Origin of the sequence: Olivibacter sp. 47, from assembly GCF_030372825.1 — a bacterium.
Taxonomy (GTDB): Bacteria; Bacteroidota; Bacteroidia; order Sphingobacteriales; family Sphingobacteriaceae; genus Olivibacter; species Olivibacter oleidegradans.
This window is the reverse complement of record NZ_JAUCNR010000001.1, coordinates 4,231,748-4,248,538: the sequence shown is the minus strand read 5'-3', so window position 1 is coordinate 4,248,538 and position 16,791 is coordinate 4,231,748. Positions and strand designations below refer to the sequence as shown.

12 protein-coding genes and 2 pseudogenes are annotated in these 16,791 nt (G+C 42.0%); 3 read left to right on the top strand and 11 right to left on the bottom strand.

Annotated features, from left to right (window positions below; genetic code table 11):
- Positions 1-42: 42 nt before the first annotated feature.
- The 7 genes and pseudogenes from QT327_RS18595 to QT327_RS18565 all read right to left on the bottom strand — a co-directional run bounded on the left by QT327_RS18595 (position 43) and on the right by QT327_RS18565 (position 10,168).
- Entirely contained in the window at positions 43-1,263 is a 1,221-nt protein-coding gene (locus QT327_RS18595) for a dicarboxylate/amino acid:cation symporter (RefSeq protein WP_130857047.1), read from the bottom strand.
- 33 nt (positions 1,264-1,296) lie between these two features.
- Positions 1,297-3,536, bottom strand: a pseudogene (locus tag QT327_RS18590) (Tex family protein).
- 134 nt (positions 3,537-3,670) lie between these two features.
- Positions 3,671-4,123: a Sec-independent protein translocase subunit TatA/TatB gene (locus QT327_RS18585; protein WP_165447022.1), complete on the bottom strand. Its 453-nt coding sequence runs from the start codon at positions 4,121-4,123 to the stop codon at positions 3,671-3,673.
- A 247-nt stretch (positions 4,124-4,370) separates the two neighbouring features.
- Positions 4,371-5,714: a dihydrolipoamide acetyltransferase family protein gene (locus tag QT327_RS18580; protein ID WP_130857044.1), complete on the bottom strand. Its 1,344-nt coding sequence runs from the start codon at positions 5,712-5,714 to the stop codon at positions 4,371-4,373.
- 332 nt (positions 5,715-6,046) lie between these two features.
- Positions 6,047-7,297, bottom strand: a complete 1,251-nt coding sequence (locus tag QT327_RS18575; protein ID WP_149105398.1) for a competence/damage-inducible protein A — start codon at positions 7,295-7,297, stop codon at positions 6,047-6,049.
- Positions 7,298-7,467: 170 nt separating this feature from the next.
- Positions 7,468-9,387, bottom strand: coding sequence for a putative LPS assembly protein LptD (locus QT327_RS18570; protein ID WP_289553670.1), 1,920 nt, complete (start codon positions 9,385-9,387; stop codon positions 7,468-7,470).
- On the bottom strand, positions 9,323-10,168 hold the full coding sequence (locus tag QT327_RS18565) for a putative LPS assembly protein LptD (protein ID WP_289553669.1): 846 nt from the start codon (positions 10,166-10,168) through the stop codon (positions 9,323-9,325). The genes QT327_RS18570 and QT327_RS18565 overlap by 65 nt, the downstream gene beginning before the upstream one ends.
- 203 nt (positions 10,169-10,371) lie before the next feature.
- On the opposite strand from QT327_RS18565, the gene QT327_RS18560 reads away from it, so the two are divergent.
- The 3 genes from QT327_RS18560 (at position 10,372) to QT327_RS18550 (ending at position 13,291) form a co-directional block, all read left to right on the top strand.
- A complete protein-coding gene (locus QT327_RS18560; RefSeq protein ID WP_289553668.1) occupies positions 10,372-11,244 on the top strand; it encodes an N-acetylmuramoyl-L-alanine amidase family protein in 873 nt (290 codons plus the stop codon).
- Positions 11,244-12,128, top strand: coding sequence for an N-acetylmuramoyl-L-alanine amidase family protein (locus tag QT327_RS18555; RefSeq protein ID WP_013665807.1), 885 nt, complete (start codon positions 11,244-11,246; stop codon positions 12,126-12,128). Before QT327_RS18560 ends, QT327_RS18555 begins: the two co-directional genes overlap by 1 nt.
- Before the next feature lie 191 nt (positions 12,129-12,319).
- Positions 12,320-13,291 (top strand): MlaD family protein, encoded by a 972-nt coding sequence (locus QT327_RS18550; protein ID WP_013665806.1) that lies wholly within the window; start codon positions 12,320-12,322, stop codon positions 13,289-13,291.
- Positions 13,292-13,294: 3 nt separating this feature from the next.
- Here QT327_RS18550 and QT327_RS18545 read toward each other — a convergent pair whose 3' ends face one another.
- The 4 genes and pseudogenes from QT327_RS18545 to QT327_RS18530 form a co-directional block, all read right to left on the bottom strand.
- Positions 13,295-14,206 (bottom strand): ribonuclease Z, encoded by a 912-nt coding sequence (locus QT327_RS18545; protein WP_149105397.1) that lies wholly within the window; start codon positions 14,204-14,206, stop codon positions 13,295-13,297.
- The gene (locus QT327_RS18540) at positions 14,203-14,592 is read right to left on the bottom strand and encodes an STAS domain-containing protein (protein ID WP_013665804.1); all 390 of its coding nucleotides are present in this window, start codon (positions 14,590-14,592) and stop codon (positions 14,203-14,205) included. Before QT327_RS18540 ends, QT327_RS18545 begins: the two co-directional genes overlap by 4 nt.
- Positions 14,593-14,603: 11 nt before the next feature.
- Positions 14,604-15,560, bottom strand: a complete 957-nt coding sequence (locus QT327_RS18535) for a phosphoribosylaminoimidazolesuccinocarboxamide synthase (RefSeq protein ID WP_149105396.1) — start codon at positions 15,558-15,560, stop codon at positions 14,604-14,606.
- 180 nt (positions 15,561-15,740) lie between these two features.
- Positions 15,741-16,702, bottom strand: a pseudogene (locus tag QT327_RS18530) (PhoH family protein).
- Positions 16,703-16,791 lie beyond the last annotated feature (89 nt).

The following is a 16,791-nucleotide window of genomic DNA, read 5'->3' as shown; positions in this document are numbered from 1 at the left end:
CTAAGGCATAGGACGTAAGTATCATCGTCCTAAGTCAACAGCCTATTGTTTGACCCATCGATCTACGATCATCGCCGCGACGGTATCCCCCGTAGCATTCAGCAAGGTAGCCATTGGGTCAACTAATGTGCCAATAATCATTACAGCCGGCACTGCCTCGATCGGTAAATGATAAGCTGAAATCATGAGCATCTCTCCAATATATCCGCCATTGGGGATGCCGCCGGCAACGATGCTGACCAAAACCGTTAGGCCAATCGCTAACAATAAAGTTCCCGGTTCCATAAAAGGCTTACCCATCAACGCAAAAGCTACCGCAATTTTAATGATGGAGGACATGGACGAGCCATTTTTATGCAATGACGCCCCGAGCGGTATCACTACATTTGCCACAGGCTCTTGTATGCCAATCCGTTTGGCTGCATCCAAATTCGGTGGAATCACAGCAATACTGCTGCAGGTGCTAATTGCAGTAAGCGATGGCAAAATATTATTCCGCCAGAAAAGTTTAATACCGCGGCCTCCTCCTCCTATAAATGCATAAATGCTAAAGAAAACGAAGAAATAAACCAGTCCGCCGGCATAATAAACAGCCATAGGCTTCGCATACAGTCCGAACAGTTGCGGCCCAACAGTACCTACTTGATAAGCAAAATAGGCACCCAAACCCACAGGAGCCAATTTCATCACATAAACCAACAGGTTTTTCATTACTTCATTGCCGGAAGAAAGGAACCGACGAAACGGCTCGCCCGGGGCTCCCGATCGCAATGCAGCTATACCCACTAAAAAAGAGAAGATGATAAACGCGAGCATGTGCTCACGCGAAAGTAATTGGTTAAATTCGTTCACCGTCACAAAAGAAACGGCGCGTTCTCCCCAACTTTCTTGGTCTCCCTTGTTGAGGGATACATTGGCATGTGTTGTATCAGCAAGTTGGTTGCCTAGGGGGAACAGCCAGACACAAAAGATAGTGAAAACCGCTGCAATGATAATCGTCATCAAAAAGACAAGCATCATGGTCGACAAAATACGTCCGAGTTTTTGCCCTTGATCGATACTCGCCACGGCCGATGCAATCGCAAAAAAGATAAGCGGAATGACTGCTGTAAAAAGTAGGTTAAGAAAAATATCACCGATAGGTTTTAGGTGAACAACAAAGTCGGGAGAAAAAAGCCCAACCAGGCTTCCTATAATGATGCCTAATAGCAATAAAAGGATATTGCTATAGTTTTTAAAAAAACCACTACTTTGTATGTTCATGCAACACGAAAGTAGTGGTTTTTCCAAACATTATTAAGAAAATTTGCTTTTCAGTGCAGCTAGCTTAGCAGCCATATCCGTTTCAGGCGACTGACGTTTTTCCGGCTTGACGCCCTTGCGGTCGTGTTTTTTAGCTTGTGGTGCTTTTTCTTCGGTCTTCATACTTAAAGAAATCCGATTTCTATTTGCATCCACTTCGATAACCGTCACTTCTACCTGCTGATGTACTTTTACTACTTCATTTGGATCCTTGATAAAGCGATTAGCCATTTGACTTAAATGCACTAAGCCGTCTTGATGCACACCGATATCGACAAAAGCCCCGAAGTTGGTAATATTGGTAACGATTCCCGGAAGTTTCATCCCTACTTTTAAGTCATTTACCGTATTAACGCCTTCTGTAAAGGAGAACGTTTCAAACTTTTCACGCGGATCGAGGCCCGGTTTAGAAAGCTCGGCTAAAATATCATTCAACGTTGGTAGACCGACTTCTTCTGACACGTATTTATTCAGGGGAATACTTTTTCTTAGCTTCTCGTCCTTTAATAAGCTGTTCACCTCATGCCCCAAGTCTTTAGCCATCTCTTCTACCAATGCATAACGTTCGGGGTGAACTGCACTTGCATCCAAGGGATTCTCTGCTCCTCTGATACGTAAAAACCCAGCTGCTTGTTCGAAGGCTTTTTCACCCAGTCGCGGCACTTTTTTCAAATCAGCGCGCCTTCTAAAAGCGCCATGTTGATTCCGGTATTCAACAATGCTCTGGGCCAGTGCCGGACCTAATCCGGAAACATAAGCTAAGATTTGCTTTGAAGCGGTATTCAGTTCCACTCCAACCGCATTTACACAGCTTATAACGGTATCTGCAAGCGATTCCTGTAATTTATTTTGATCAACGTCGTGTTGGTATTGACCAACGCCAATTGATTTGGGGTCGATTTTCACTAATTCTGCCAAAGGATCCATCAATCGGCGGCCAATGGAGACGGCTCCCCTAACGGTAATATCATAATCCGGAAACTCTTCTCGCGCTACTTCGGAGGCTGAGTAAATGGACGCTCCGCTTTCATTGACCATCACGACGATCACATCCGGTATTTGCAATTTTCGAACAAAATCTTCCGTTTCCCTACCAGCCGTACCATTTCCAATAGCAATCGCTTCAATTTGATATTGTTTTACGAGCAGCTGGATTTGGTGAGCAGCTTCAGCTTCTTTTGCAGTGCCATTATGCGGATAAACCGTAGTATTGGTAAGCAATTTCCCTTGTTCATCCAGGCAGACGACTTTACAACCCGTCCGAAAACCAGGGTCAATAGCTAATGTCCGTTTACTTCCCATAGGAGCCGCTAACAATAATTGGCGGGCGTTTTCGGCGAAAACACGAATCGCTTCCTCATCTGCGCGCTTGCGGGTAATTAAACGAACTTCTGTTTCCATAGATGGTTTAAGCAAACGCTTAAAGCTATCTTGAACGGCTAAACGGATTTGTAAAGCGGCAGGACTTGCATTCATAACGAAACGATTATCGATAAGCGCGATTGCCTCATCATCCGGTACTTCAACATCCAAATACAGCATTTGTTCCTTCTCTCCACGTCGCATAGCCAATATGCGATGAGAAGGGGCCGCTTTTAGAGGTTCTGTCCACTCGTAATAGTCTTTATATTTGATGGCCTCTTCCTCCTTACCGGGCACTACTCTAGAAGCAAAAGAGCCGTTTTCCATGAAAAAATCACGCATTTGAGCGCGCGTTTCCGCATGTTCGGCAATTGTTTCCGCCAATATATCACGTGCCCCCGCTAAAGCTTCCTCTACAGAGCTTACGCCTTTCTCGTCATTAACAAAAGTTGCAGCAAAATCTTCGACGCTACTTTGTTCCTGTTTCAGCAACCAATCCGCCAATGGTTCTAAGCCTTTCTCTCTAGCTACAGAAGCTCTGGTTTTTCGTTTTGGCTTGTACGGCAAATAGATATCTTCCAATACAGCCATCGTTTCTGCTTCTTCCAGCTTGCTTTGCAGCTCGGGGCTTAGCTTGCCTAATTCGGTAAGTGATTTGATAATCGCTTCACGTCTCTTATCAAGATCGCGTAGCTGCCCTATTCGATCTCTTATGGCTGCCACCTGTATTTCGTCCAAGCTACCTGTCAATTCCTTCCGATAACGCGAAATAAATGGAACGGTAGCCCCTTCGTCCAAAAGTTGAATGGTAGTCCGCACCTGTCTATCATTAAAGACAGATCGCTGGCAATACGCTGTTCGTGTGTTAGCATGATTAATAGATATTTTGTTTTACCTTACCTTTATTAGGCTCGGTTTTTTACTGCTGCGAAATTGAGGTATTTTACTTTAAGAAGCAAGGGAGGTGGAAAGAAAGAGGATATAAAAAAAGCCCTTATGTAGGGCTTTATGCTTGTTGATCCTTATTTTTATTTTCATTTTCTTCAGGCTTTGCTGAAGTATCCTCTGAAGGGGAAGCTATGGGACTATAATTTCCCGATGGACTTGGATCGGCAGAGGTACCGCCGTAATAATTGGTTTGACTGCCATAGTATTCGGGTTGACGATGCCCCCCATCACTATAATCATCCACTTGTTCGGTTGGCGCCTTCGTCCGGGTAGTTTCCTGTTGGCTGCCGGTATCCGAAACATCCAGATCTTTTCCGAAATTATTAATCTGATCGTTAATATCTTTTTTGATAGATTCGGAAGCATCTTTAAACTCTCGAATCCCTCTGCCTAAGCCTCTTGCCAATTCCGGAAGTTTTCTACCTCCAAACAGAAACAATGCCACCAATAAAATCAGCATCATTTCAGATCCACCTATATTGAGAAATAATAAAATTGAACTTAACATCATAGTCTCTATTTCAGCCAAACAAACCTAATAAAATTTAAGTCCGTTTGCACAAATCAATTATCAAAGCTATTAAAATTTTGTCGGAATGAATAAAATATTAGAAAAATCTAATGCTTTATTTAGTTATTCGTTACTAGTTATTTGTTACTAGTTATTTGTTACTAGTTGTTAATTACCGGTTACTCGTTATTGGTTACTGGTTGTTCCTGCTAGAACGAACAACCAACAACGATTAACAAGCAACGAATCAAACCGTTCTACTCATATCCCATTTCTCCAGATAGTCCGCTACACGCCGTACAAACATGCCGCCCAGGGCACCATCCACCACGCGGTGATCATAAGACAAAGATAAAAACATCATGTGCCGAATGCCTATGACATCCCCAAATTCAGTTTCAATAACTGCCGGCTTTTTCGTGATCGTCCCTACAGCTAAAATAGCCACTTGTGGCTGATTAATAATAGGCGTTCCCATTACATTTCCGAAAGAACCTATGTTAGTTAAGGTGAAAGTACCTCCTTGGGTCTCGTCAGGTTTTAATTTATTATTTCTAGCGCGAAAAGCCAGATCATTAACCGATTTCGTGATTCCCACCAAACTTAAATCCTTCGCATTTTTAATGACAGGTACAATCAGGTTGCCATTTGGCAGGGCTGTCGCCATACCGATATTGATATCATGCTTTTTAATAATCTGAGTACCTTTCACCGAAATATTAATCATGGGAAAATCTTTAATTGCTTTTACGACAGCTTCGATAAAGATAGGCGTAAAAGTGAGCTTTTCATTTTCTCTCTGTTGAAAACTATCTTTGATCTTATTTCGCCAATTCACCAAATTGGTAACATCTGCTTCTACAAATGAGCAAACATGCGGAGCTGTTTGTACGCTATGAACCATATGCTCAGCAATAAGCCGCCTCATTCTATCCATTTCAATAATCTCATCCTTTCCCGAAACGCTCACCGCTGCCGGTTCGATATTTTTCACAGGCTCGGGCGGATTAGGAGAACCTACTCCCTCATCGGAAACCTGCCCCCCTTGATCAGTTTGACTAGCCCGCCTGGCCAGATAATCCAGTAAATCTTGCTTAGTGACACGACCATCCAATCCCGTACCTTGAATACGCTCAAGTTCGTCTGTTGATATGCCTTCCTCCTGGGCAATATTGCGAACTAAGGGTGAGTAAAAACGACCCGCATCCCCTACCGGTTCCTCTTCCTTCACCCGATCATCCGTTACCAATTGCTGCAGCCCCGGAATTTCCGTGCTAGTAGAAGGAATTTTCTCTTCTATCAAAGGCTCATTTAATGTGGCTGCACTCATCGCCAATTCTTCATCATCCCCCTCCATCTCCAAAACGGCAAGGACTTCTCCAACTTGAACCACTTCGTCATGTTGAAAGCGCTGCTCAATCAATTTCCCGGCTACGGGTGATGGCACTTCAGAGTCGACCTTGTCTGTTGCAATTTCTACGATGATATCGTCGACATTTACTATATCACCAGGTTGTTTTACCCAATTTATTATAGTTGCTTCAGACACACTTTCGCCCATCGCCGGAAGGAGTAAATTATATCTAGCCATAATGTGATATCTAATTAATTTGCATTAAGCGTCGTAAGTTACAACAATATCTAAAAAAATAAAACAGAACAGAATAAAATTCGTTAAAAACAGCCATTAGTTACTCGTTATTTGTTTTTAAGCTATTGGGCTTCAGAAATCAACTATCAGTTGCACCGGTTCCCATTGCGCTGAGTTGCCATTGCGAGCACAGGACACCTGCCTGCCGGCTGCGAGTACCGGCCTCAATGCTTATTCACTAGCTGCTTATTTCCAAAGTGTTCATGAACTCACTTTGTTCGGTTATCATACTGGTATCAACAACTTACCTATTTAACTACTCAACCAAATAACTAGTCAACAAGTTCTTCTTTCAGCAGATAAAAAAGCATAACCAGGGCATTTGCGGCTGAACGTTCAATATTAGGCAACCGTATTTTCCCAAAGTTAAATAATTTTGCTTTGGCCCCTTCTTTGCCTGCAACGGCAATCCAAACAGTCCCAACCGGCTTATCATCCGTTCCACCGTCCGGCCCTGCAATTCCGGTAATAGCCATACTATAATCGGCTTTGAAGTTTTTTTGAGCTCCTAACGCCATTTCCAAAGCTACTTGCTCACTTACAGCGCCATAGGCAGCTAAGGTGCTAGCCCGTACTCCAAGAACCTGTTCCTTTAACTCATTGCTATAAGATACCACGCCTCCTTTAAAAACCGCACTACTCCCGGGCAGGCTAGTAATCAGGTGACTTAAGTAGCCACCGGTGCAACTTTCCGCGGTAGATAAGCTTAATTGATGATTTTTTAAACGCGTTAATAACTGTTGTTCCAATAAGACATCGCCTTCTCCAACGAAATAAGGCTTTACAAGCTCCATTAGTGTACTGCTATAAGCCTCCATTTCTTTTTCGAGAGCCTGCTCCATTAAGCTACTGCCCGTTAGCCGTAAACGCACCTGTCCGAATTTAGGTAAGTATGCCAAATGGATATGTGGTGGTAAATCTTCTTCAAATGAATGCAATTTCTCCGCAAGGAAAGATTCGCCGATTCCCGCAGTTAATATAGAGCGATGGGAAATAGCATACTGGTTAGGTAATCCTTGCAACTTGGGTAGCACCTCGTTTTGCATCAGGTACTTCATTTCGGTAGGCACCCCAGGCATAATGATGTATATTTTTTCGTTCTCCTCAATCCACATACCCGGAGCCGTGCCCGTTTCATTATGCAAAACCCGGGCGTTGGCCAAAACATCTGCTTGCCTGTTATTGACTTCCAGCATTGGCCTATTGAACTTCTTAAATATAGATTCGACATGGGCAAGAACGTCAACATCGCGAACCAAGGTAGTATTAAAATAAGTCGCCAACGTTTGCTTGGTAACATCGTCCTTTGTGGGGCCTAAACCGCCTGTACATAGTATAATATCGGCACGTGAGGTAGCCGAACTTAACGCTTGCCTAATCGCATCCCCTTGATCTGCGATGGAAGTGATTTGCACCAGTGCGATTCCTATACGGTTTAATTGTTGGGCAATCCAGGCGGAATTGGTATCCACGATTTGACCAATCAGTATTTCATCGCCTATGGTTATAATCTCTGCTGTCATGACGTAATTCGAAAATTAAAAATTAAAAAGTCAAAATTAAAAAAAGGGGACTTGCAACTGACAACTTTCACTCCCTACTAACCAATATTTACTTCCAGCTAACTAACACCTAATTAGCCGCCTATCGCTTACAGCCTAGAGCTTATTGCCTAAATCCTAACAGCTAACACCTAAAAGCTATTATAATAGTCGTTACGTTTGGTCAATTTTAGATCTTGTAAAATAGATGCTTTTACCCGGATATTAAAAGTATAGCTTCGATAAGTACCGAATGGCACCCAGCCAAAAGACATATCCCAACAGTGCAAATCCCGGTAAATATTAAATTGGGTTAAAGCAAGTTTTTTCATTTGAAAATCATAACCGGTATTATATTGCACCTTCCATTTCGGAGTAATGGAAAAATCACCATGCAGATTGATGGTACTGGTTATACGCGATTCCGCAAAAGGCTTGCTGTATTGGAAACTAAAAGAAGCCGCAATATTCCAGGGAATGTTAAAATCGACGAAAGCGTTTGGATCAGAACTGATTCGGGCCAACTCCTGTTGTTGTTCAGGCGTCATATTGGTTTTATTTTTATTCATTTCATCCAAGTTGTTATTTCTGCTTTTCGCAGCTGCCGGATTAAAACTAAAGTCCATCGATAAACCAAACTGAGTAAGCCTTGCCAGCTGTCCACCTTTAATGGCATATTCATTTATCCTTCGATAACTCACTGTTGAGCTCCCAGGCGTTGTGTATGTTTCATAGCGATAAGGATCAAAACTACCGTTAAAATTCAGCCCCAGTTTATCATCAAAAAGTGCAGTTCTACCCGAAAAACTGATATTAGACAACTTAAATGAATCGGCCACAAAATTGTAATTTCCACTAAAGGTCAAACCTTGTAAAATCCGGATCTTTTTAAACCCCGTCCCGGTGGTGTCATCTTCACTACGTACTTTAGCTTCGATATTATTGTCCACTGAAAAACCAATACCCATTGATCGACCCGCACTAGGAGTTCCGTAAATTGCATTCTGGAAAATAGAATATTTTTGAATTCTACCTTGATTATCCAAGACGGGTGTACCATCAGCATAACGCTGTTCACGATAGAAGCCATATTTCGATTCAGAAAAGTCGGGACGATAGTTAAAATTGATCGAAGGTGTAATTACATGGCGAATGGCTGCCAGCTTTCCTTTAAAATTCTTTTGGCCGTATACCTTGGTAGAAAATCCACTGGAAAAGCTATAATCATAAGCTCTGTTGAAGCCCTGCACCGTATCGGTAACTTCTTCATAACCTTGTGGCGTATTATCATAGAACTTACGGATGGATTGGAAATACCAACGTTCAGTATAGTTCACGCTGGTGTTAAATTGAAAGTACTTGGCGACATTGAGCGACATGCTGATAGGAATATTATGCTGTATTCCGTTTTGCATTTTTTTCAGCGTCTCTTTCGTAAATAAAAGGCTATCGACAGCATTAATCGAGTTTTTTCCCTGCATACTATAGCCCATGGTAATACGCTGATACCACTTCTGTTCTCCCACTCGATCCTTTGAATCAAAAGGATTAAAGGTAGCCACATTTAAGTTGAAAGTTGGCAGTTCGAGATTGACAGCACCGGTACTGATATCCTGTCGATGGCTTAAGGACGAAGTGAAATTCACTTTTCCATCGGCGAAAGTCTTTCCGTAAGCGATACTGGAAGACATGTTATTCCGCGTGATCTGATTGTAATCATATGATCCGCCGGCAGCCGTATTCGAAAAGTAACTACCGGTTCCGGCATTTACACTGGCACTGAAAGTTGTACCCGGATTAGCTTCCTGCCTTTGCGAGTGGTTCCAGGTGATATTGAAATCTTTAGCACGAGAAAAGCCAGGCGTATTTTCTTCCCCGTTTTTTGTGTAAGCGTAGCGCAGTGAAAATCCCCCATCGTATTTATAGTTTTTCTTATAGCGCACACGGGCGTTAGCTTCCCAGGATCCCTTTGAGTACAGGTTCCCTCGTAGCTCAGCATCCCAATAATCATTTATTCCTATATAATATCCGGCATCGCGCATAAAAAAAACCCCTGCTGAAATCCTCTCCAAAAGTTGGGAACAAAATGCCCGACTGTCTTTTATTGGTTTTTGGAAAAAAGCCGAAAGGGATCATGATAAAACGTAGTGGGACCTGCTCTACCACCATATAGGCACTTTTTGAGACTACCTGGTTCTCCGTGAGGATAACCTTACTCATTTGAATACCGAAGTGCGTGTGTGGAAAGGGCAAATTACAGGTACTATAAAAGCCATGTCTGATAAACTGCTCATTATATTCATTCTTCTTTATTTCTTTTGCCTGAATGGACGCGCCGTCCATTTCGGTAAAGACCCCATACGTTTTACCTTTTTTACTATCGAAATTAAAGATTAACGAATCGACGGTAACGGGTGGATCCGTAGCCGTTTTAAAAATAGGCCGTCCTTTATATTTTCCATTATGATCGATCATACCACTGGCAAACATCGTACGCGTATTATTGTCTATCCGGATGTAGTCAGCCGTAAGCTCCATGTCTTCATACTTTATTTTCGCATTGCCATATAAATGAAGTTGGTTATTTTTTCGATCGGTTCGAGTGGAATCCTCGGCGTTACTCAAAACCACGGAAGTGAGTCCGCCTGCTTCACCATCTTTTTTTACCGTATCTTGCCGCGTTGAGTCTTGTTTTATGCTGTCTTGGCGAACAGAATCTTGCGTTAAATTTAGCGGTCTGCCTAAGCTGTCCTGCACAATAAATTGCTGTCCGGATGCCCATAATGGCATCGCTGTGCCTGCGAGGAATAAAATAACTTTAAAAAAGATGCTAACAGACTTCAAATTTGACAACGAATATTATTTTTGCAGTATAAAAAAATTAAGGCGCCCAAAATTAGTGAAAGCAATAGCAGCTTGCAATAGCTATTCCTTCACTTAACAGTTTTTTATTTACGATTGCTACAATTGTTTTCAATAAAAGCATTTATTAGCAATTTAATACAATAAGATTAACTTTATAGCATTATATATTTTAAACAAGATTACGGATTTGGATGATTACGTTTGTAACAAGATTTGCGGCAACCATTTGTTTAATACTCTCATTACACATACCAACGCAAAGTTCGACAAATAAGTATGATAACACCTATAAAATAAAAACAATTGTCATTGATGCCGGTCATGGAGGGAGGGATGGAAACACACATGGTTCCTTTTCAAAGGAAAAGGATATCACCTTAGCCGTTGCCCTGAAATTGGGAAAAACGATAGAAAAAGAGATTGAGGGTGTAAAGGTCGTTTATACCCGAACGGATGATAGTTTTATAGAATTATATGAACGCATCGGTATTGCCAATCGTAATAAGGCGGACCTTTTTATTTCACTTCATTGTAATTCCATGCCACATACCAGCAGACGGGTGGTTTCCCGATATGTTAGAAATAAGCGGGGCAGACGTGTACCGGTATATAAGACGATTAGTTCGCAAAACACTTCCGTGAGCGGTGTAGAAACCTTTGTTTCCGGTTACGGACGATTGGACGAACAGGATGTTGCCATGCGGGAGAATGCCTCCATGTTATTGGAGGAAAACTACCAGGAAAACTACGACGGATTTGACCCAAAAGATCCTGAAAGTTATATTATATTTTCCTTAATGAAAAATCAGTACCGAGATTTGAGTATAAAACTGGCAACTTTCATTCAAAATGAGTACATTAAGGCCGGGCGATTGGATCGCGGTGTTAAGGAGCAAAGTTTGGCAGTGCTTGCCCGTGCAGGAATGCCTGCGGTTTTAACGGAAATGGGCTTTATAAGTAATCCGGAAGAAGAACATTATATGAATTCGGCTGAAGGGCAAGCCGAAATTGTCGAAAACCTAGTTAACGCAATAAAAAACTATAAAAAACAGATTGAAAACTAATGTATAGAAAGCTATTATCCATTATCCTTTTCACATTTTTTATCGTCTTCAACGTGCGGTCTGCTGAATTTTATCTTGGCGACCTACAGCAAAACACGGAAAATCAAGATTTTCGGATCAAGACCATTGTCATTGATGCGGGTCATGGAGCACACGATATAGGCGCACGAGGCAGAACCTCGGTGGAAAAGGATATTGCACTCCAGATTGCGCTAAAACTAGGACGTTCCATTCAAAGCGAGCTAAAAGATGTGAAAGTGATCTATACCCGTACTTCGGACGTTTTTATCCCTCTCTATGAGCGAATCGGATTAGCCAATGAGAAAAAGGCCGACTTGTTCATTTCCATTCATTGCAATTCCATGCCTTCGATTAAAAAACGAATCGTGACGGGTTATCGTAGAAGGAACGGTAAAAGGGTGCCTATTTACAAAACCGTGAGTACCCCTAATACAACTACCCGCGGGACGGAAACCTTTGTATCGGGATCCGGTCGATTGGCTGAGCAAGACGCCGCAATTCGTGAAAATGCATCTATGTTGTTGGAAGAAAACTATCAGGAAAATTATGACGGCTTCGACCCGAAGGATCCGGAGAGCTATATTATTTTTTCACTTATGAAGAATGCTTATCGGGATCAAAGTATTAAATTAGCTTCATTTATCGAAGGAGAATATGTGAAATCAGGTAGGGGCAGCAGAGGCGTAAAAGAATTAAGCTTGGCCGTTTTAGCAAGAGCTGGTATGCCGGCGGTCTTAACCGAAGTAGGTTTTATCAGTAATCCGGATGAAGAGCGCTATTTAAATTCTGCGCAAGGTCAATCGGAAATCGTAGCGAATTTACTAAATGCTATAAAAAGCTATAAGAGGCAGGCAGAAAACTAAACAAATTGGTAGGGATTGTTGTTCATGGTAGAGTGTGTACAATTTTCGTCGCTTTAAGCCTGGCCGGTTAAACATGATTGAGCGGCACGAAATATAAAACGAAAAAGACCATTACCCAATGAAAACTGCATGAGCTACCGTAAAAAATCAAAAGCTCATCTCAGCTTCATTGCCTTAAAAAGATTATTTGAATGAAAATATCTAACGAAACCAAAGTAGGCATTTTAGCTACCGTAGCCATTGCTGTATTAATTATTGGATACAGTTTTCTAAAAGGCAATGATGTTTTTACCAGTGAAAATAAATTTTATGCTTCCTATGACCGAGTAGACGGATTGAGCGTTTCCAAACCGGTTATGGTAAATGGATATCAAATCGGCCGGGTGTCAAAGATGAGTCTCCAACCCAACGGAGAGATCTTGACTGAATTTAAGATCAATCAAGATTACGCCATTCCGGCCAATACGATAGCTAGGATTGCCAGCACGGACCTTTTGGGAGGTAAAGCCATTGTGTTTGAACTCGGAGACAGTAAGGATTACGCCCAAGACGGGGATACGCTCCGGGCAAACATTCAGCGTAATATTTTGGAACAGGTGGAACCGGTACAAAAAAAGGCAGAGGCAGTGGTTGCCGTTTTGGATTCGGTATTGAGTTCGATAAACAACACAATAAATGCGGATTTCCAACGCAACTTTAACAGAAGCATTGCTAGTATCGCTAACACCTTGAATACGTTAGAACATACAACTGCACAAGTAGATGCGATCGTTGGCACGCAGCGTACCAAACTCTCGAATATTTTAAGCAATGTGGAATCCATCTCCGCTAATTTTAAAAATAATGGAGAGCGCATAACTTCTATTCTAACGAATATGGAAAGTGTCACGGATCAAGTGGCTAAAGCAAATTTTCAACAAACTATCCAAAATGCAAATGCAGCAGTGGCTGATTTACAACATATTGTTGACAATATCAATAACGGCAAAGGATCCGTTGGTTTGCTGTTGAATGACGAGGAGCTTTACAACAATCTAAATAATGCATCCAAAAATCTGGATTGTTTGATGATTGACCTGCGGGAGCATCCCAGTAGGTATGTTCATTTTTCTGTGTTCGGAAAAAAGGACAAAGACGGTAAGGAAGAATCAAAAAAGAAATAAGGGCTAAATTTCAAAAGTTTCACCTTCTATAGCCAATTCTGTATTGGAAAATACGGTACGGCTTTCATCTAAAAGCGGTTGTAAATCTTTATACCTTGCGGAAAAATGTCCAATAACCAGCTTTCGTGCACCTACGGCTTTTGCAATTTCTGCGGCCTGTAAGGCGGTAGTATGAAAGGTCTCTACAGCTCTTTCTAACATATCATGCAAAAAGGTAGCTTCATGATATAAAAGATCAACTTTTTCGATATAAGGCCAATAGCTCTTTATATTCACCGTATCTGAACAGAATGCGTAACTACGCGGTACAGGAGCAGGCGTGGTAAGGTCTGCGGCGCGGTGAACCTTACCTTCATTATCGGTATAATCAATACCTCGTTTTAACAAGGGATAATAAGGAGTAGGGATGTTCAATGCGGCAATGGCGTCTTTGTTTATACGTGGAAGCCGCTGTTTTTCACGAAATAAAAATCCAGTGCAATTAATTCGATGACTCAGAGGAAAAGTCATCACTTCAAAATTCGCATCAGACAGAATCGTTTCCGCCGTATGCGGACTGGTCGTCTGAACAACGAGCTTGTATCGCAGAGAAGTCTCAGAATAATGAAGTTGGAGATCAATTATCTCTTTAAGCCCCTCCGGGCCGAAAACATGCAAATCTTCCTTTCTTCCATTTAAATGCATAGAAGATATCAAACCTACAAGCCCCAGATAATGATCCCCGTGTAGATGCGAAATAAAAATATACTTGATACGGTTGGCTTTGATCCCATATCGCTGGAGCTGCAATTGGGTACCTTCACCGCAATCGATTAAACTGACAATCTCGTTGCAGTTCAGAATCTGTGCCGTGTGATGGCGCCCAAACAGAGGTGTAGCTGAATTGCTTCCAAGAATTGTTACCTCAAATCTCATTCTTCATCGGTCGCCACTTGTCCCCTAAACTCTCTTTCCAATTCTTCCATAAAGATGAGATCTTCTGCTTCATTAGAAGAAGGCACCACATTTAGCACTTCTTTCAAGTTAGACAGTTCGATAAGCTGCATAATTTCCTTATTCGCGCAGCAGATTACAAAAACACCCCCCGCGGCATGACACAGCCTATGTGCTGTCAGCGCACAACGTAAGCCAGATGTATCAGCGCTTTTCGCATGGGTTAAATCCAACACAATATTCCGTTGTCCGTCAGTATTCAACAATACAAATTCCGACTTAATTTTAGGTGCCGTAACACCATCCAACACTTCCTCATGAGGGGTAATTACTACATAACGCTCATGTTTATCAATTGTAAACTTCATACCTATTGGTTTTATCCCCTTTCCAATAACCTGTCGAGGGCTTTATTAATATTATTTTCTACACGCTCTTCGATATGCTGTATCTCGTATCGAATAAATTTTTCACCGGTAATATGTTCGTACAATTCGATATACCGTTCGGATATCGATGCCACGAGTTCATCATCCATCATGGGAACAGATTGCCCTTCTTTCCCTTGAAAGCCATTTTCAATAAGCCACTTCCTTACAAATTCTTTCGAAAGTTGGCGTTGGGGCTTTCCTTCCTTCTGCAGCTCATCATAGCCTTCTTTATAAAAATACCGTGAGGAATCAGGTGTGTGGATTTCATCAATTAAAATGATTTGATCTCCGATTTTCCCGAATTCATATTTAGTGTCTACTAAAATCAGTCCTTGAGCAGCTGCAATTTCTGTGCCTCTTTCGAAAAGAGCGTAGGTATATTTCTCCAATTTCACGTAATCCTCCTCACTTACAATACCTTGCTTTAAAATTTCAGTCCGGGAAATATCTTCATCGTGCCCTACGGCCGCCTTGGTGGTTGGCGTAATAATTGGCTTCGGAAGTTTATCATTCTCTTTCAATCCTTCCGGCAATGATTCCCCGCAAACAGATCGTCTCCCCGCCGCATACTCACGCCAAGCATGCCCGGATAAATAACCACGAATAACCATCTCCACTTTAAAGGGTTCCGCGATTTTTCCAATGGTAACACTCGGATCCGGTACGTCAATTACCCAGTTCGGCAAAATATCCTCGGTGGCTTTCAGAAATTTAGCGGCAATCTGATTGAGCACTTGCCCTTTATACGGAATCGCTCTCGGTAATACAACGTCAAAGGCAGATATCCGATCGGATACTACCATGGCTAAATATTGATTATCTATTGTATAAACGTCTCTAACTTTCCCTTTGTAGAAAGCCGTTTGTTTTGGAAAAGTAAAATGAGTTTCCTTTATCGCATTCACTGTTATTCAATTAAAAAGTAAAAATTCAAAAGTAAAAAATCAAAACCCCGACGGGCAGACAAAAGTATCAAGACATAAGTATCAAGACTTCCCGTCTTGTGTCTTAGGTTCTATGTATTTACAGCCTATAGCTTACAGCTCACAACCCGCAACTGGCAACTAACAACTGGCAACTCTGCCCTAAATATCTCCGTAAGCTTCCAGAATACGTTTCACCAGTTTATGCCTAACCACGTCTCCCCCACTCAAATGGATGATATCAATACCTTCTATATCATCTAAAAGCTTTAGGGCATTATGCAAACCCGACTGTTGCTTTTTTGGTAAATCGATTTGCGTCACATCGCCCGTTACGATGAATTTAGCCGTCGGGCCCATCCGGGTCAAGAACATTTTCAATTGCATTTCCGTTGTGTTTTGAGCTTCATCCAAAATCACAAAGCAATTGTCCAAGGTTCTTCCACGCATAAATGCCAATGGCGCAACTTCTATTGTTCGATTTTCCAAGTACATCTTGAGTTTTTCAGCGGGGATCATATCATCTAACGCATCGTAAAGCGGCCGCAAATAAGGATCCACCTTTTCTTTTAGATCGCCTGGCAAGAAGCCTAGATTTTCGCCGGCTTCAACGGCAGGACGTGTTAATATAATGCGCTTCACCTCTTTATTTCTCAACGCCCGCACTGCCAAGGCTACTGCGGTGTAGGTCTTTCCCGTTCCGGCAGGACCAATGGCAAAAAGGATGTCGTTTTTGAGGATACTATCTACCATTTTACGCTGATTGGCGGTCCGAGCTTTGACAACAATACCGTTGGGACCGAATACAATGGGTTCTCCTCCAAAAGGAGCAGCTGCTTTCTCTACGATACTCTCCTTCTCTACCACAGCCGGCGTCGCACCCAACACCGTCTCGATATCGTTGTAATTGATATGGTTATATTTTTCCAGATGTCCGATGATCGCTTCAAACTTATTTTTAAAGATATTAATCTCTTCCGGATCGCCAAGAACCTTCAGTTCAGTGCCACGAGCTATCAATTTCAATTTCGGAAAGTACTTGCGTATCAATTCAAAATGCTCGTTCTGGGGGCCCATAACAATGCTGGATCCACCTGTTCCAATGTAATTCGTAATTCGTTCAAATTTTGCCTTATTTGTTTTTTATGCTTTTTCCTAAGCGCTCTTTCTTTTTATGCTAGCGGATAACTGCTTACCGGATTTTTATATTTTT